Source organism: Sphingomonas sp. YR710, from assembly GCF_900101455.1.
Taxonomy (GTDB): domain Bacteria; phylum Pseudomonadota; class Alphaproteobacteria; order Sphingomonadales; family Sphingomonadaceae; genus Rhizorhabdus.
Genome location: NZ_FMZJ01000005.1, coordinates 73,319 through 90,388, shown reverse-complemented (window position 1 = coordinate 90,388; position 17,070 = coordinate 73,319). Strand labels below are relative to the sequence as shown.

Here is a 17,070-nt window from a genome sequence, read left to right as displayed (position 1 = left end):
ATAGCAAGCACTATAATTAAATCATTCGGCACGATGCTCCGGGAAACTCAAACCGCGGAGTGGCGATGCGTTGTGCGCGACCGGGAAGGGATGATTGAATGACGAATGTCGTAATTGGCGCAGCCTCTGGAATGGGGGCCGCTGTCGCTCGCAAATTGGCGTCGCGCGGAAAGCTCATCGTAGCAGACTTCAACTTTGCCGGCGCCGAGAAGATCGCCGCCGAACTCGGCGGCGACGTCATCGCGATGCAGTGCGATATCTCCGACCAGGCTCAGGTCGATGCCCTGATGGCGGAGGTGCAGAATCTCGAAGCCCTGGTGATCACCGCGGGTTTGTCGGGCTCGCAGGCGCCTGGCCGCCGCATCCTTGAGGTCAACCTGGCGGGCGTCGAGCGCGTCGTGCGCGCTGCCGAGCCGCTGTTACAGGAAGGGTCCGTCGGTATCCTGACCGCGTCGCAGTCCGGTTACATGGTTCCCGACACACCCGAGTTGTTCGCCGTCATCGACGACCCCATGGCGCCCGATCTGATCGATCGCATCCTGGACTTCGTCAACATCAACGAGGCTGGCCTCGCCTATCAGCTTTCGAAGCGTGGCGTTCACCGCATGGCGCGCCGGCATGCGCGCGCATGGGGCGCCCGCGGCGCCCGGATCCTGTCGGTATCCCCGGGGATCAACGACACGCCGATGAACCATCACGAGGAAGCAAGCCACCCTGTGATGGGCGAGATGATCAAGAAGTGTCCGCTGCGCCGCCGCGGCACGCCGGAAGAAATCGCCAATGTGATCGCCTTCCTGACCTCACCCGAAGCGGGGTACATGACGGGCAGCGACGTACTGGTCGACGGCGGGATGGCCACCGTGCTGCCAACCACCTCATGGATCGGCAAGATTCGCATTCCCGAAAAAGAGAATGCGTAATGCTGACCAATGCTGAAACCATGACAGGCAAGAGGATCACGCGATGACCCAATTGGAAATACGCAACCTGACCCCGGAATTCGGTGTCGAGATCATCGGTTTCGATCCGAAGGCACCGCTTGACGACGAAACGCGCACGCAGTTGCAGCAGCTTTTCGATACGCGCAGCCTGCTTCTGTTTCGCAACATCGACCTCACCCATACCGAACAGCTCAGCTTGTCCCGCATGCTGATCCGCAAGGAAGGTGCGCACGAACCGGGCGAGACTCCACCCGAAGACAGGTTCTACGTCTCCAATCGGCGGCGCGATTCTGCAGCACCGTACGGTCGGCTCCAGTTCCATTCGGACACGATGTGGTGCGACCAACCTTTCGAAGTTCTGTCGCTCTACGGTTCGGAGGTCGAACAGCCCTCCGCACCAACGACCTTCATCAGTGGCATTCATGCGTGGAAGACATTGCCCGATGCACTTCGCCAGAAGCTCGACGGGCTTGAAGTGCTTCACACCGCCGGTGTAGTTCGCCGCGGCGATCTTAGCGAAGTGCTTGTCACGGAGGTCGAACGGCCCCCGACGACTGCCACCCGGATCGGGCATACGCATCCCCGTACCGGGGCGACAATATTATATGCGTGCGAGCAGATGACGAAGGAAGTCATCGGCCTGCCTGCAAAGGAGAGCGAAGATATTCTCGAGAGCGTTTTCGAACATCTCTACCAGCCAGCGGCCCAGTGGGACCATGAATGGCAGGAGAAGGACTTCGTTGTCTGGGATAATATCGCTCTTCAGCATTCACGGAAAAATGTCTCGGTCGAAGGACCGGCACGAACATTGCGGAAAGTAGCCAGCCCCATGCCAAAATTAAGGCCAGATCAACTCCCCTCCTACCGCGCGTCGGCACAATGAGCCCGTTTTCGCTCGAGGGCAAAATCGCCATCATCACCGGTGGTGGTCGCGGGATAGGCGCGGCGATCGCCCGCGCTTATGCCGAAGCCGGCGCAGCCGTCGCCATCACCGCGCGGACAATGTCCGAAGTGGAAGAGGTCGCTGCGGACATTCGGAAATCGGGCGGCCGCGCCCTTCCGATTGAAGCCGATTTGTACGATACCAGCCAGATTGCGTCCATTGTCGAGAAGACGATCGCCGAATTCGGCGGCATCGACATCCTGGTCAACAATGCCGGCGCCGGTGGCTCGCCCTTGTTCGCCGATACGCGCGTTGAACATATGCAGAAGGCGTATCAGCTGATCGTGCTGGCACCGTTCGAATTGTCGCGGCTGGCCATGCCTTCGATGCTGGAACGGCCAGGTGCTTCGATCATCAACATGGCATCGGTCGGCGCATATAGACACACGAGAGGCAATCTCGCACATCACACCGCCAAAGGCGCCCTCACCCAGTTTACCCGCCTGATGGCTGCCGATCTGGGCCCTAAAATCCGGGTGAACGCCCTCGTTCCGGGTGCAGTCGAAACCCCCGGCTTGCGCGAAGTATTCGAATCGCGCGCACCCGGTATGCGCCAGACCGTCATCGACCATACCCGCCTGCGCCGGATGGGGACTCCGGAAGACATTGCCCTAGCAGCCGTATATCTGGCGTCGCCCGCGGCATCATGGATCACGGGAACGCTGCTGGATATCAATGGCGGACCGGTCGACGAGGTGTTCCAGAGCGCGCCCGACCTGTAAAAATGTCGAAAGCTGCTCTGGATTGCGATCGTATATCGGAGTAGCCGGCCCTGGCCGATATTCGATCCGATGCCCGACCCATGTGGTTAGGCATCGGATCTCGGCCGGCCAGGCAAGCCGGCTACGAATCGTTGGCGATCGGCAGAAAATGTCCTTACCCGTTAAGGCTGCCGTCAGTTTTCGGCCCATAAAGCCACCAGTTTGCAGCCTGATATTAAGAGGACGGAGATGACATCGTATCTTGGCGAGTTGCGCAGCCATTGGCGCCCGCTTGCAGCATCGGTCATCGGCCTTTCGACCGGGCTCGTCATGATCAGCTATGTCGTCGGCATCATGGGGCCATATCTCATCAAGGAATTTGGCTGGGCCAAGTCGAGTTTCGCGCTGATCGGCGCACTGTCTCTGGGCGCCGTATTCGTATTTCCCTTTGTCGGTCGCCTGACCGATCTTGTCGGCGTTCGCAAAACCGCGGCGATCGGTGTCGCAGCCTCGCCGCTGCTTTTTCTGGCGCTGAGCATGATGGGCGGCGACATCCGCGTCTATGCCCTCCTCTTCACGCTGCAGGCATCGGTGCTCGCGACGACAACTCCCCCGGTCTATTGCCGGGTCATCGTGCAGTATTTCAAGCGCGCGCGCGGGCTGGCACTGGGCATCGCCGCAGCGGGACCCGCGATCACGGTCGCCATCGGCGGGCCTCTGCTCAACAATTTCGTCGCGGATTATGGCTGGCGGGCGGGCTACATCGCCCTCACCATCTTTACGACCGTGGCCGGCATCACCGCGCTTCTGCTGATCCCGAAAGAACGGCCCGAGGTCGTCGAGAAATATGTGAAGCCCAAGACGGCGAAAGAGGATTATGCGATCATATTCCGCACGCCGGCCTTCTGGATCATCTTCGTCGGGATTTTGCTGTGCAACCTGCCGCAATCGATGATGATGACCCAGCTCAACCTGGTGCTTGCCGAGAATGGCGCGTCGGGCAAAGCCGCTTCGATCATGATTTCGGCCTATGCCACGGGAATGCTGATCGGCCGCATCGTGAGCGGCATCGCGCTTGATCGCCTTCCGGCGCCCTGGGTCGCGGCCGGGGGCATGGCCCTGTCCGGCCTCGGCCTGCTGGTCATCGCGTCCGGCTATGATGCCCGGCCGGTACTGTTCCTGTCAGTTCTCGTTTTCGGGCTGTCGCTGGGTGCCGAGGGCGACGTGATCGCTTATCTGGTGGTGCGCAATTTCGGCGTGCGGATCTATAGCAGCGTCCACGGCCTGCTTGCCGCCACCGTCGCGATCGCGGCCGTTCTCGGATCGGTTCTGCTCAGCGGTATGCTCAAGATCTATGTCATCTTCGCGCCATTCCTCGCGCTCACCGGGGTGCTCGCGCTGATCGGCAGCGCTTTCTTCCTTCTGCTGCCGCGCAACCCGATCGTCGACGACAGTTTCGCGGAAAAGGAAACAGCTCCGGATGAGACCGGCAAGGCCAAACCGGTCGCGATGACGGCGGCAGCCTGAGGGCGGCATCGGCTGGCAGCGGCGTGTCCGCGGCGCGCGCCAGCTATATTTGCTCGATGACGAGCCTCCGCTGACGTGCCGCATGTGTTGTGGATCATCCGACTTCGGGGCAAAATCGCCTAACCACTTTCGATATTGGACGCGGCGATCACGCGATTGTCGGTTACACGGCGGAGGGCATCGCATCTCGACACGCCACCGGAAGGTGGCGTGCGTCCGTACGGAGAGATGGATCAGCTGTGCTGCCGCCGGACCTGGGGATAATGACAATGGCAAAACCTGAAATCGCACTCGACGGCAAGGTCGCCCTGGTAACGGGCGGCGGCGGCGGCATCGGCCGCGCGGCCGCGCTGGCGCTCGCTTCGGCCGGCGCGGACGTCGCCATCATCGATGTCATCCCGGAACGGTGCGACGAACTGGTCGCGCGCGTGACCGAAATGGGCCGGCGCGCGCTAGGCATTACCGGCAATGTGATGGACCGGGATGCGGCCGCCGGCGCCGTCGAAACCACCGCCGCGCATTTCGGGCGCCTCGACATATTGGTCAACAATGCCGGGGGCGTGAGCTGGCGGCCCTTCGTCGATCTCAAGCCGCAAAACTGGCAGCGGCATATCGACATGAACCTGATCAGCAATCTGGCTGCGACGTCGGCCGCCATACCGCATATGATCAAGGCCGGCGGCGGGGCGATCATCAACGTCACCAGCATCGAGGCGAGCCGCGCCGCGCCGGGCTATGCCGTGTACGCCGCGTGCAAGGCCGGGATAAACAATCTCACCCGCACGCTGGCGCTCGAGCTTTCGGATCATGGCATCCGCATCAATTCGATCGCGCCGGACAGCACCGATACACCGGGCATGAAGGGCATTTTTACAGGATCGGCTGATCCATCGCGTTGGCCGGAAGCAACGCCGCAGCGGAAAGAAACGCTGCGCCGCCGGATTCCACTCGGCCGTCCGGGCATCGACCATGAATCGGGTACGCTGATCGCATTTCTCGCCTCTCCGCTTGCTTCCTATATCACGGGGACGATCATCCCGATCGATGGCGGCACCTGGGCGGGCGGCGGCTGGATCCGCGACGCTGGCGGAAAATGGGTGCTTCCACCCGATCTGACCAGCATTGATTGACATCGAAGGAGCACACAAAATGAGTTACCCGGTCAGCATCACGTTTCCCTTCGACAGCATCCATCTGCCCGATGAATATCTGTCGATGGAAGCGGTGCGCGACATCAGCACGGCGGCCGAAGCAGCAGGCTTCACCACCGGGTGCGTCACCGATCATCCGGTACCCGGCTCGCGCTGGCTGGACACCGGCGGGCATTATGCGCAAGATCCGTTCGTGATGCTGTCGCTGATCGCCGCGATGACGACGAAGCTGCGCCTGCAGACCAACATCCTGGTCTTGCCCTATCGCAACCCGTTCCTCACCGCGCGCGCGGTATCGAGCCTCGATGTCTTCTCGCGTGGCCGGGTCTCGCTCGGCATGGGCGCGGGGTATCTGAAGGCGGAGTATAAGGCGCTCGGCGTTGATTTCGACGCGCGCAATGCGCTGATGGATGAATATATTCGGGCGATGAAGCTGGCCTGGACCGGCGAGGATTTCACATTCGAAGGCACGGGCTATTCAGCACCGGGCAATCGCATGCTGCCCGTCCCGCATCAAACGCCGCACCCGCCGCTGCTGATCGGGGGCAATAGCCGCCTCGCCATCCGTCGCGCCGTCGAACTCGGCGACGCCTGGAACCCGTTCTTCGCGCCAGCCGGGGTGGTCGCCACCGCACGGACAGCCTCGATCTCCGACGAAGAAGATGTCGAAACCGCGATGGCCTATCTGCGCGCGCATTGCGAGAAAGTGGGCCGCGAGACCCCGCCCAAACTCTATCTCTCCGGCATCTACATGATCAAGCCGGGCTATAGTCCGCAGGAAGCGATCGACCGGATCGGCGAATATCGCGGCAAGGGCGCCGATGGCGTGGGCGTGGGCATCTCCGTAGACAACCGCGCGCAGTGGTGCGAGCTTGCCCGCGACTTCGGGGAAAATGTGCTGGCAAAGCTCGACGACTGAGCTTCCCGCCCGGCAGCGCAAGTGGCGAGGCCGGGCGAGTCATGGATTCGGAAAGGACTTCGCTTGAACGAGATCGACGAAATATTTGAAGGCCATCTTCGTTACGAAGAGCAGGGAAAGGTGGCCATCATCACCTATGACCGGCCGGACCGTCGCAACGCGATCAGCACCCCGACCTATCGGGCGATGGTTGCGGCCGTCGAGCGGGCAAATGCTTCGGATGAGATCGGCGCGATCGTCCTGACCCACACCGGGACCGTGTTCTGCGCTGGGATCGACCTGAAGGCCGAGCCCGAGCCGAAGGATCCCGAGACCGGGATCCGCCCGAACGTCGCGACTCTGGGCATGGCCAACGACACGAGCTGGATCCACCTGATGCGCCGATCGAAGCCGACCGTCGCCGCCATCAACGGCGCGGCGATCGGGCTGGGCGCCACCCATGTTCTGGCGGCAGACATCCGCATCGGCAATCGCGATGCGATCTTCTCCTTTCCGTTTCTGGAGCGGGGCACGATGCCCGAGTTCGGATTCTCGGCGCTGCTTCCCCGGATCGTCGGCTTCGCGTCAGCGGTGGAAATGTGCCTTACATCCGCCAAGCTCGATGCTCAGACGTCGCTGTCCAAGGGATTGCTCAGCCGCCTGACCGATGCCGAGAGCGCCCTGCCCGAAGCGATCGAACTGGCGGCGCAACTCGCCGAACGCCCCTTGCTGCAGGTCTTGCTGACCCGCCAGTTGCTGGTCGACAATGTCGCCGAGACTGATTGGAACCTCGTCCTGACACGCGAACGCGAAGCATTCGTCACGGTATTCCGCGCGCAACGCGCGGCCAGGCTCGCGCGGGAAGCCGCCGCCAATCCCTGAAGGCGGGCCGCCGATCCGCAATAAAGCGGCAAATCGGATGTGCTGAAAATCAATGAGCGCCATTCCCGTTCGCACGGGAATGGCGCTCATTGACGTTTCCGAGGCGCTCCGGGGACCGGAGACACTGTCAGCCGCGATATCAGCCCGCTTGCCCCTCCCCTGAAGGAGAGGGGCTATAGGCCCGCGATCGCGGCGATGATGTCAGGCGAGCTTTTCGACCTCGTGCGCGAACATCAGGTCGACATCTTCCTGCGCCGGGCGCGGCAGTTCGACCTGTGCATCGCGCGTCGGCAACAGCACGACGGCATTGCCCGGAGTCACGATCGTACCCCACTGGTTTTCGACCCAGATTTCGAGATGAACCTCGTTCCGTCCCGCTTCCTGCTTCTTGTCGACGACCTTGCCCTTCATCCAGTAGGTATCACCCAGATAGACGAATTTGCGGTGCTGGCAGCTCATCTTCCACAGCCAGCCATCGTCGCCCATCCAGTTGGTGACGATATTGGTGAGGAAGGTTTCGCGCAGGCCGCCGTAATCATAGGGGACCGGGATACCCAGTTCGTTGGCCCAGCTCTTTTCCCAATGAAGCCGCTGGACGGTATCCGGGACGTTCAGTTCGTTGGGCGTGTAGAAACCGGGCACCTTCTTGCGGATCTTCCAGGATTCGCGGAACGCGCCCGGCGGCGTGAGTTGCATGCCCCAGCCCACATGCCAGACGATCAGATCGCTGGTGCGCAGCGGCCCACGGACGATCGGCGGCATTTCATCGCCAACGATGACATCCTCGAAATAGAGCGTGTCGGCTCCGCGAAGGACTTCGGCCTCATAGCAGGCATCGATCCGCGCCAGTTCCTCATCGGAATATGGCTTGGGCAGATCATATTCCTTCTTCCGCTCCTTCGAAGCGTGGCGCTCGACCCGGATCCACGAACCGCGCTGAATCGCGACGAGTTCATTGGCCTGATTGCGGAAGATATAACCCTGCGTCTCGGTCACCGAACGGCCGCCGAACGAGCTGTTCTCGTTGACCTGAACGCCGACCAGCGCCGAACGCCGCTTCAGCCGGTCGCCCACCCGCAACGGACGCCACCACTCGAACGACATTTCCGCCTGGTAGGAACCCAGCCCGACCAGCGGATCGCCCTTGAGCAAGGTCTTCTGTTCGGGCGTCAGCTTGGCCGCATCCTGTTCACCCATGGTGTAAAGGAAGTTCGGCGGAGAGATGAGTCCGCCCCAGCGCGTCGCCTTGCCATATTCGGGATCGCACCACAGCGGATTGTTGTCGCCATAGCCGTTGGCGAAATGCCGCACGCCATCCCAGGTCACTTCATAATTATGCGGCAGGGTTGGCTTGTTATATTGCACGCCTACCCGCTCGCGCAGCTTGGCAATGCCTTCTTCCGTGAGCACGCCATATCCCGCGCGCTCCTTCGCCTTTGTCTCTGTCGTCATAATCAGGAACCGATCCGTCGTAGGTGGGTGAATCCCTTGCGGGGTCCGCCCACCTATACGTCCAATCCACATAATACGCTAGCGATATGATCGCGCAGAAATCTCAGTCAAACGCTCCTCACCTGTCGACGCGTCGCGCGCCGACTCGAGAAGGCAACGCCTATTATGCCGACTTGACGAACAGCGCTTTCAGATCGGGCTGGCTGACCTTCATCGACGGCGTACGCGGGAATTCATCGACGCACATGAATTTGACCGGAACCTGATAGGCCAGCAGGCGCTCCTTGAGGAACACCTGGAGCTCCGCATCGGTCGGCGCGGTTGCGTCGCGGCGGAGGATATAGGCCGCGACGGGGACCTGGCCGAGGCGTTCGTCGGGAATGCCGACGACCGACGCCTCGAGGATCGCGGGATGCGATTCGAGTGCGGTCACCACGTCATGCGGCTGCACCTTGAACCCGCCGCGGATGATCGCATTGTCGTGACGTCCCTTGATCCAGAGGAAATCATCGGCATCGAGCACCGCGAGATCCGACGTGCGCACCCATGAGGCTTCATCGCCGAGCTGGGCAGAGCGCAGTTCGAGCAGACCGACCTCGCCGAACGGCAGTTCCGCACCGGTTTCGGGATCGACGATGCGCGCCTTGACGCCCCGGTTCAGCTTGCCGACGGCGCCGCGCTTCTCGGTGAAACGCTCCTTGAATTCGGCGAGGGTCCAGCCCGCGACGGCACCGGCGAATTCAGTCGCACCGTAATTCTGCAGCAGCGGCAAGTCGTAGCGATCGTACAGATCCTGCGCCAGCTGGGGATCGACCGGCGCGGTGCCCGTGCGGAGCGTGACCAGGCTGGCCAGATCTTCCTTCGTCACACCGGCGTCGAGAATCATACGGAGTCCCGAGGGCGGCGCCCAGGCGACCTTGAGCTTGTGGCGGCGAACGGCATCCGTCCAGCCTTCGACCGTAAACCGTTCGAGCAGGCACATCTGCCGCCCCGACGCGACGCAGTTGATGACGTTGAACACGCCGCTGAGATGCGTGAATGGCCCGCAGACCAGCAGTACGCCACGGCGCAGGCGGGGGGCTTCGCCAGGCTGGCGCCCTTCGAACACGCCCGCTTCGTCTATGCCCTGCGCAAAAGAGGTGGCCTTGAGCGGAATCCGCTTGGGCACTCCCGTCGTTCCGCTCGACAGCATTTCGATAACGATGCCCGGCGCATCGCGCCGATGCCCGTCGCCACTAACCTTTTCGAGGCCCTCGACGAGATCGACCAACGTGCCGGAAGCGCCGCCGAGGCTGATACCGAGGCAACCATTGTCCTTGACCGCAGCGCGAACCACCTCGCGCGACCAATCGCGCGCAAGGCCCACCACGACCGGCACCTGCTGCGCCACGATGTCGGCGGCAAGCCGGTCATCGGGCAGGTTGCCGTTCAGTGTGACGATGCACCGATCGGACGCCACGATTTCCAGAAGCGCCGCCGCGGTCAGCACATGATTGCGCATCATCACGCCAACGCGCGTCCCCGATGGCAATCCAGCTTCGTCCATCAGCCGGCCGATGTCGCGCATGATCGCGGCAAGCTCGCCCCAGCTCGTCCATTGCTTGTCGAACTCGATCGCCGGCGCAGACGGATCCACCGCAAGGACACCGTGAATCTGATCGGAAAGAGTACCCATTATCGTCCCCGCAACATATGTCGTTGAATTCAAGAGTTGGTCGCTTCGTCCACCAGCCGGGCAACGTCCGCCATATCGGGCACCTGGCAGGCCGCGACATATTCGCGGCGCAGGCGAAGGATCAGCTCGGCCGCCGGCGGAATATCGTCGATCAGCTCGATGCCCTGGCCGGCGCTCCAGATATTGGCCCAGGGGCGTGCGCCTTCGGGCAAATGCCCCCGCGGATCGCTTGGTCGAGGCTTGGGAAGATCGTCGGGATCAAGCCCGGCGCGGCGAAGCGATTCCTTCAGCCAGTTCGCCGGCGTGCCCGCAACCTTCGGCGTGAAGATCAGATCCCGCGCGGACTCGCTGACCAGCATGGCCTTATATTCCGGCGAGGCGTTCGATTCCTGCGTCGCGATGAAACGCGTGCCCAGATAAGCGAGGTCCGCGCCCAATATCTCTGCAGCGCGGATCGCGGCACCATTTGTCACACAGCCCGCCATGATGATCGTACCGTCGAACATGGCCCGCACCCGCGGAACGAAGGCGAGGAGACTGATCAGGCCCGAATGGCCGCCGCCGCCCGCACCGATGCAGGTCAATCCGTCCGCTCCGGCCGCGATCGCCTTTTCGGCGAAGCGGACGGTCGTCACGTCGTGGAACACCTGTCCGCCCCAATCGTGCACCCGGCGGATCAATTCGGTGGGATCGCCCATCGCGCTGATGATGATCTTCACGCCATGCCTGCTGCAAACAGCGAGATGCTCGGCCATCTGATCTTCGGGAAGCCGCGACAGATTGACGGCGACCGGCCCGATCCGCGCGGTGGGGTGGCTCTGCGCATGCGCCGCCAGTCCGTCGTTTATCTCACCCAGCCACGCATCGAAGGTTTCCAGATCGCGGGCATTCTGGCGCGGCAGCGCGCCGACAAGCCCGCCCTTGCAGGCCTCGCGTACGAGCGCCGGGCTGGAAACGCGAAACATAGGTGCGCAGATCGCGGGTATTGTCAGGCGTGCGCGAAGCGCGGGATCTAGACTCATTCTCTACTCTTGCCACATCATCCGAAACGGATTGCCACCGAACAGCCATCCATAGCCTTCGGCCCCGACGCGCAGGACGCATCAGCCGGGTCTGCCATGCTTGCCCCGCCAATTGATGAGCGGCAAGCACTCTCGATCAAGAGTGTAGCCTAGCATCATGGGATTTCATCACAGTACCAGGTGAAGAATGTGCCGACGACCGAACGGCTTGCCCGCCAGTTTCCTCGTCCTGCCACAACAACGCGATTGCCGCCAGCCACCGTCGATCGAGCCGTGCCTGCGTGGAACCGAATCTTTCGCTCCGAAAAGGGGCGCGATGGCGCCGGGGCGCGGAACACACGCTTCCGCGCTTAATCGCGACGTATGGCGTTCGGTCTCACGCCCCTCAAGCCAATGGAAATTCATATGCCCGCATTTGCATTGCGCATAGGACGCCACCCTTATGCGTCGTGCATAGTATAAGCTATGATGCCGCCTATCGGCACGACGAACGCCCCTATCACCGAGCGGTAGAAGGGTTTTGTCTTTCTTCGACCGCCGCGCAAGGCAATCGATGCCGGCGTGCAGCGGTCGCGCCCGTCGACACGTGGCCCGTTCCCCTGATCCGCGGCCTCCCGATCGCCATCCCGCTGGCGGTCTCGGAACGTTGACCACACCCATTCGCCGACATAACAGCGACGGCGATGAGGACTTGGGGCGTTTTGCGAGTTGTTACCGGTCTCCCAAGGCACATCTTCACGGTTGAACGCGGAACGCGATACGCAATCCGGTGAAGATGTCGCCCATGGTCGCCCAGCCTCGATTATCTGGAGTGAACAGGATGAGTACCGATACGATAGCCAAGCCCGCCTGTCCGGTGCATGGCGGCCGCGACGACCGCAAGACAGCCGCTTCGATCGAAGCGGGAATCCCCACCTTTCCCGGGTCGAGGGTCACCAACAGCTTCCGTTTCGCTCGCGAGATTCTTCGCTCCCCCGAAATGCGCCAGGCGGCCAGCAGCGCGGATTCGATCTCCTTTGATAAACCCGAGGAAGTTTCTTTCTTCTTCCTGCACGGGGATCTCCACAAGCGCCGGCGCGCATCGGTTGCCGGATATTTCGCCCCCAAGGCCATCATCACCCGCTACAATCCGCTGATGCATGCGACGATGGATCGCGTCATCGCCGAATTCCAGGCGAAGGGATCGGCAGTTCTCGACGAGATGAGCCTGGAACTGGCATCCGACGTGACGATGGAAATCGTCGGACTGACGAACAGCGATCCCCGGGCACTCACCCAGCGCATCAAGACGATGATGCAGGCCCATAACAGCTTCGACAAGCGCCCCTTGTATCGCTTCGTCCATGACAAGTTGTTTGGTTGGCTTCACAAGCTGGTCAGGACCCGGCGTTCGCTGGAGCTGTACAAGAAGGACATTCTGCCCGCTATTGAGGCACGCCGCAATAATCCGGGCGATGATGTCATGTCCTATATGGTGCAGAACAACTATTCCATGAGGGGCATGATGGTAGAGATCATGACCTATGCCGGCGCTGGTGTTTCAACGACCCGCGAATTCATGGTCATGGCGGCCTGGCAATTGTGCGATCACCCGGAGCTGAAGGAAAGATTCCTCAACGCGACCGAGGAAGAACAGTTCACCATCATCGAGGAGATCCTCCGCCTCGATCCGATTGCCGGTTATCTTTATCGTAAGCCGGTGAGCGACATCACAGAAACAGCCGAAGGCCCCATCGAGAAGGGCCAGCTGCTGGCCGTCAGCATCCGCGGGGTCAATTCGGACGAGAGCATTGTCGGCGAATGCCCGTATCAGCTCGATCCCGATCGGGCGAAGCGCCAGAAGATTGCCGGTTCCTATATGAGCTTCGGTGATGGGCCACATCGCTGCCCTGGCTCGCAGGTTGCCCTGCACGAGACTCGCATCTTCCTGGATCGCCTGCTGCGCGTGCCCGGTTTCAAGCTCCAGAAGCCGCCGACGATCGGCTGGAGCCTCTCTACGCAAGGTTATGAGTTGCGCGACGCGATCGTGACCTGCGACAGGATCTGAGCGACGTAACCCGCGAGCGGCTTGAACCATAATGATGGTCGAACCACTCGCGGATGCGCGGCGGCGGTGCTGGAAAGCGGAAGCGCCGGCGAGCCGCCGCATGGAAAGCGCGCGATCGGCACGGCCAAACTCCTGAGCGTGCCATCCAGGGCGAGGAAGCGAATATGGCCGTTATCGACTCTCAAGTTCACGTCTACGAGGCCAACCGCCCGGAGCGACCATGGGTTGCCACGATTACCGGGCCCGACCACGTCACCGGCGACGAACAGGTCGCCGCGATGGATGCGTTGGGCATCGATGGCGCGATCATCGTTTCGACCTACACAACCTACCGCTTCGACAGCAGCTATGCGGAGGAAGTGCACGCCCAATATCCTGGCAGGTTCGCGCTGGTAAAGCCGGTCGACCCCACCGACCCCGCAGTGGAAGAGATTATCGGCAACTGGGCGTCCGCGCCTGGCGCAGTGGGTGTTCGGGTCATGCTGACCTTCGCCGACACGAAAGATCCGCTCGATCCGCGGCTGAACAGGACGCTTGCCGCCTGCGCCAGACATGGCCTGGCCGTCAACCTGCTGGCGTGGCATTGCCTGGACGAGGCCAAAGTGCTCATCGAACGCCATCCGGATACGCTGATCGCAATCGACCACGTCGGCTTGTTCCAGCCTTATCTGCCGGACAAGCCCGATGTCTGGAAAGACCTGCCCAAGGTGCTCGCGCTAGCCGAATATGACAATGTCCGGATCAAGCTTAGTGGGGCCTGTACATTATCGCCCGGACCATTCCCTTATGACGACATATGGGATCCGCTGCTGCGGATCATCGATGCCTTCGGCGTCAAACGGTGCATGTGGGGAAGCGATTGGACTCGTGCCATCCGATCACTGACCTATCCGCAGGCCGTCGAGGCATTCCGCATGACGACGCGCCTGTCCGACACCGACAAATCCATGCTGATGGGCGGAGCGGCCGAACAGATCTACGGGTGGTCGCCGTCCACCCGATGACAAGCGGCGGCCGGCTGCACCCTCATCGCAACTGGCCAACCGCATCCATGAAAGCAACGACATCGGCATCGGGCAACAAGCCGTAATTATACAGCGAGAGCTCGCGCACGCCCACGTCGGCTGCCGCCTGGAGGCTCTTTACGATCGTCGCCGACCCTGCTTCGGCGAGCGCGGCCGCCGAAGTGACAGTCGGGTTTCGAATGGTCACATAGAGTGCAGACAATGGCCGCGGAAGATCCAGCCGCGCGTTCAAGCCTGCGATGATCCGGTTGCCGGCAGGGTTGAGGACATTGAGATCAACCTGATCGCTAGCGGCGATAAAATCGCACAACAGCTGTTCGTCACGCTCTTCGCCCACCAATGAGCGATACGGCGTCAGCGCATTCATCGACACGCGCGCGCGACCGTCGATGCGTTTGACGATCGTGCGCACGAACTCGATCGAGGCACCGACCTGATTTTCCGCAAAAGCTACCAGTTCAGCGTCGGCCTTCAGCGCGGCGGCGCGATCGTCGGAATGGCCATCATCCGCCAGCTCCGCGCGAATCACCGCATTTACGGTGGCGCGAATCCGTGCGACGTCGAGACCCGAGGCCACGCCGCGCGCGATGCACGATCCGCAAAAGCAGAGATTCGAAAGCATCCGCAGCAGCGGCGACATCCGGACAAGCGAGCGCGCACGCAGCCAGTCAAGATCGAAGATGTGCGGCATCACCCCTTCGAGTCTGACGAGATCCACACCGAACTGTTCGACGATATCGAGGCAGAGCGTCGCGAAAAATTCGCGCACGTCTTCATTTGCCGGGCAGACACCCGAACCGCTGGAGTCACCCCCGGGCAAAACCCGTGCGCAATCGGGGCACTCATCCCTTATCCAGGGCTGGAATAATGTGATCGTCCAGGAATTGAGCGTCAGGCCGGTCCGGGCGGCATGTTCGGCCGCCGCGGGCCATGCCATCGCGACTTCGGACGAATGGATCCTCGGCTTGATCCGCCCATAGCGTTCGGCGCGTGCCGGGAAATAAACTGCGCCCCGCCCGTCACTGAACAGCCGGAACCCATCCCGGGGCGAGACCGAATCGATCGGATGATAGGTTGCCGCGAGGTCGATGCCATCGAACCCATCATCCGTAATCTGGCGAAGCGTGGGCTCCACGCCAAGCCGCGCCAGATCCCAGGGATAACAATAGGTCGTCGTTCGCATCGCTGTTCACCTTTGATGACCCCCGGCACGGGGCTGTCTGCTCGCGCTCCGCAGCACAGATCGGGTCAGATATCTAGAGCCTTTCCGGGTTAGGTTGAGGCGCCGGGATCGCATCTGGAAGCTTGCTGGGTAGAAGTGGCGCGCCGCGCGGGCTGGTTGCCCCGTGCAAGCGTCACGACGCCCCCAGCGAGCTTCCAGATGCGATCCCTTGGGGGCGGGTCGAATTTGGCCCATTGCTACGCTGCTCGTCGGTCACAATGCGTTGACATTGCTCCCCCCTCGCGCCTTGCACTGGACCAAATTCGACTCCGTCACGGCGCCTCAACCTAACCCGGAAAGGCTCTAGGCCCGCTTGATCTTGACCTGCTTGAGCAGCAGCGTCGCGACAGCGATCACGATCGCATAGACGAGAAACGGCGTGACATAGGCTCCGGTCACGTCGCGCAACGCACCGATGATGACCGGCGCCAGCACCGACAGGACCATCGCAACCGACATGATCAGCCCCATCGCCCGGCCCATGATATTGGGATCGAAGGCACGCGCGATCACCACACCCCACAGCGGCGACAGCAGTCCGGAACCATAGCTCACCAAACCCGCGCCGATGAACAGGGCTGCAAACGAATGCGCAGAGGCCAGAACGGCAAGGCCGGCCGAATAAAACAGCATCGAGACACCCTGAATGATATGGATGTCAAAACGATCTCCAATCGCTGCAAAGGAGAGCTTTCCGCAAGCACTACATACCGCAATCAACGACATCACCAGCGCCGCCAGTTTCGCGGGGAATCCCATATCAGCGGCAAACAGGACGATGTTGCTTGTCGTTCCGGTCCCGGCCGACATTGGGATACCGAGCGCCAGGGCCAGCAGCCAGAAATTGCGATCGGTGATCACCTGGCGGTTGGTACCCCCTTGCGGTCCCCGCTTTGCACCCTTCGCTATCGTCGGCTGATCGAGCTCCCCGGCCGGCGGCTCCTTCGCGCCATCGGGATAGAGATTACGATCCGACGGTCGATCGATGACCAGAAACAAGGCGGCTGGAATCAACGTCACGGCGACGAACAGGGACATGATCCGCAACGTAGTGCGCCAGTCGAATATTTCGATAAGATGCTGAATAATAACCGGGAAAAAGAAGCTTCCTGCGGAAAGGCCCGAGATCGCGATACCCATGGCCAGCGCTTTACGGCGCACGAACCACCGCAAAACCAGCGCCGATGCCCCCATTGGCCCGCAGACCGTCGTCGGCAAAGTCATGAAGATCGCGTAGATGCAGATCACCTGCCACATCGCCTGCGCGAACGACAGTGCGAGCAAACCTGCCGCGAGCATCGCGGCCGTAATCGTGAGAAGCTTGCGGAACGAATAGCGATCCATCCAGCTCCCGATCGTGGGAGATAGAACCGCCGCCGCGAAGAGCAGAACGCCCACCCCCATCATCAACACGGTATGCGACGCATGAAACTCGCGGCCGATCGGCGCGGCAACGATACCATAGGAACTGAAGACGATCCCGGTCGCCAAAGCCAGCATGAAGAAGACCATCGCCACTTGCTGCCAGCCGACCCGAAAATGCATCAGAAATACCCCCGAGAATATCGGATTGACACGAGCCGG

Annotated in this window: 14 protein-coding genes; 9 read left to right on the top strand and 5 right to left on the bottom strand. The window is 61.7% G+C overall.

Features of this window, described 5'->3' with window-relative positions:
- The first annotated feature begins 98 nt into the window (after positions 1-98).
- From BLS13_RS07720 to BLS13_RS07690, 7 genes are all read left to right on the top strand, one after another.
- Positions 99-920, top strand: coding sequence for an SDR family oxidoreductase (locus tag BLS13_RS07720; RefSeq protein WP_093451141.1), 822 nt, complete (start codon positions 99-101; stop codon positions 918-920).
- A gap of 43 nt (positions 921-963) precedes the next feature.
- Positions 964-1,824 carry a TauD/TfdA dioxygenase family protein gene (locus BLS13_RS07715; RefSeq protein WP_093451139.1) on the top strand — a complete coding sequence of 287 codons (861 nt, stop codon included), beginning with the start codon at positions 964-966 and terminating at the stop codon, positions 1,822-1,824.
- Positions 1,821-2,606, top strand: a complete 786-nt coding sequence (locus tag BLS13_RS07710; protein WP_093451137.1) for an SDR family NAD(P)-dependent oxidoreductase — start codon at positions 1,821-1,823, stop codon at positions 2,604-2,606. The genes BLS13_RS07715 and BLS13_RS07710 overlap by 4 nt, the downstream gene beginning before the upstream one ends.
- Before the next feature lie 228 nt (positions 2,607-2,834).
- Positions 2,835-4,112 (top strand): MFS transporter, encoded by a 1,278-nt coding sequence (locus tag BLS13_RS07705; RefSeq protein ID WP_093451136.1) that lies wholly within the window; start codon positions 2,835-2,837, stop codon positions 4,110-4,112.
- Between the two features lie 269 nt (positions 4,113-4,381).
- Positions 4,382-5,242, top strand: a complete 861-nt coding sequence (locus tag BLS13_RS07700) for an SDR family NAD(P)-dependent oxidoreductase (protein WP_093451134.1) — start codon at positions 4,382-4,384, stop codon at positions 5,240-5,242.
- A gap of 19 nt (positions 5,243-5,261) precedes the next feature.
- Positions 5,262-6,182 (top strand): TIGR03619 family F420-dependent LLM class oxidoreductase, encoded by a 921-nt coding sequence (locus tag BLS13_RS07695; RefSeq protein ID WP_093451132.1) that lies wholly within the window; start codon positions 5,262-5,264, stop codon positions 6,180-6,182.
- Positions 6,183-6,245: 63 nt separating this feature from the next.
- Positions 6,246-7,043 carry an enoyl-CoA hydratase/isomerase family protein gene (locus tag BLS13_RS07690; protein ID WP_256325757.1) on the top strand — a complete coding sequence of 266 codons (798 nt, stop codon included), beginning with the start codon at positions 6,246-6,248 and terminating at the stop codon, positions 7,041-7,043.
- 201 nt (positions 7,044-7,244) lie between these two features.
- Here the strand turns inward: BLS13_RS07690 and BLS13_RS07685 are convergent, their stop codons facing one another.
- The 3 genes from BLS13_RS07685 to BLS13_RS07675 form a co-directional block, all read right to left on the bottom strand.
- Positions 7,245-8,495 (bottom strand): FAS1-like dehydratase domain-containing protein, encoded by a 1,251-nt coding sequence (locus tag BLS13_RS07685; RefSeq protein ID WP_093451130.1) that lies wholly within the window; start codon positions 8,493-8,495, stop codon positions 7,245-7,247.
- Positions 8,496-8,658: 163 nt separating this feature from the next.
- Positions 8,659-10,170: a class I adenylate-forming enzyme family protein gene (locus BLS13_RS07680; RefSeq protein ID WP_093451128.1), complete on the bottom strand. Its 1,512-nt coding sequence runs from the start codon at positions 10,168-10,170 to the stop codon at positions 8,659-8,661.
- A 29-nt stretch (positions 10,171-10,199) separates the two neighbouring features.
- On the bottom strand, positions 10,200-11,192 hold the full coding sequence (locus BLS13_RS07675; RefSeq protein ID WP_093451126.1) for an NAD(P)H-dependent flavin oxidoreductase: 993 nt from the start codon (positions 11,190-11,192) through the stop codon (positions 10,200-10,202).
- A gap of 820 nt (positions 11,193-12,012) precedes the next feature.
- On the opposite strand from BLS13_RS07675, the gene BLS13_RS07670 reads away from it, so the two are divergent.
- Together BLS13_RS07670 and BLS13_RS07665 are read left to right on the top strand one after the other, a co-directional pair.
- A complete protein-coding gene (locus BLS13_RS07670) occupies positions 12,013-13,239 on the top strand; it encodes a cytochrome P450 (RefSeq protein ID WP_093451125.1) in 1,227 nt (408 codons plus the stop codon).
- A 164-nt stretch (positions 13,240-13,403) separates the two neighbouring features.
- Positions 13,404-14,243 carry an amidohydrolase family protein gene (locus BLS13_RS07665; RefSeq protein WP_176943482.1) on the top strand — a complete coding sequence of 280 codons (840 nt, stop codon included), beginning with the start codon at positions 13,404-13,406 and terminating at the stop codon, positions 14,241-14,243.
- Between the two features lie 22 nt (positions 14,244-14,265).
- On the opposite strand, the gene BLS13_RS07660 is transcribed toward BLS13_RS07665, so the two are convergent.
- Positions 14,266-15,447, bottom strand: a complete 1,182-nt coding sequence (locus BLS13_RS07660; protein ID WP_093451122.1) for a hypothetical protein — start codon at positions 15,445-15,447, stop codon at positions 14,266-14,268.
- A gap of 342 nt (positions 15,448-15,789) precedes the next feature.
- On the bottom strand, positions 15,790-17,031 hold the full coding sequence (locus BLS13_RS07655; RefSeq protein WP_093451120.1) for an MFS transporter: 1,242 nt from the start codon (positions 17,029-17,031) through the stop codon (positions 15,790-15,792).
- Positions 17,032-17,070 lie beyond the last annotated feature (39 nt).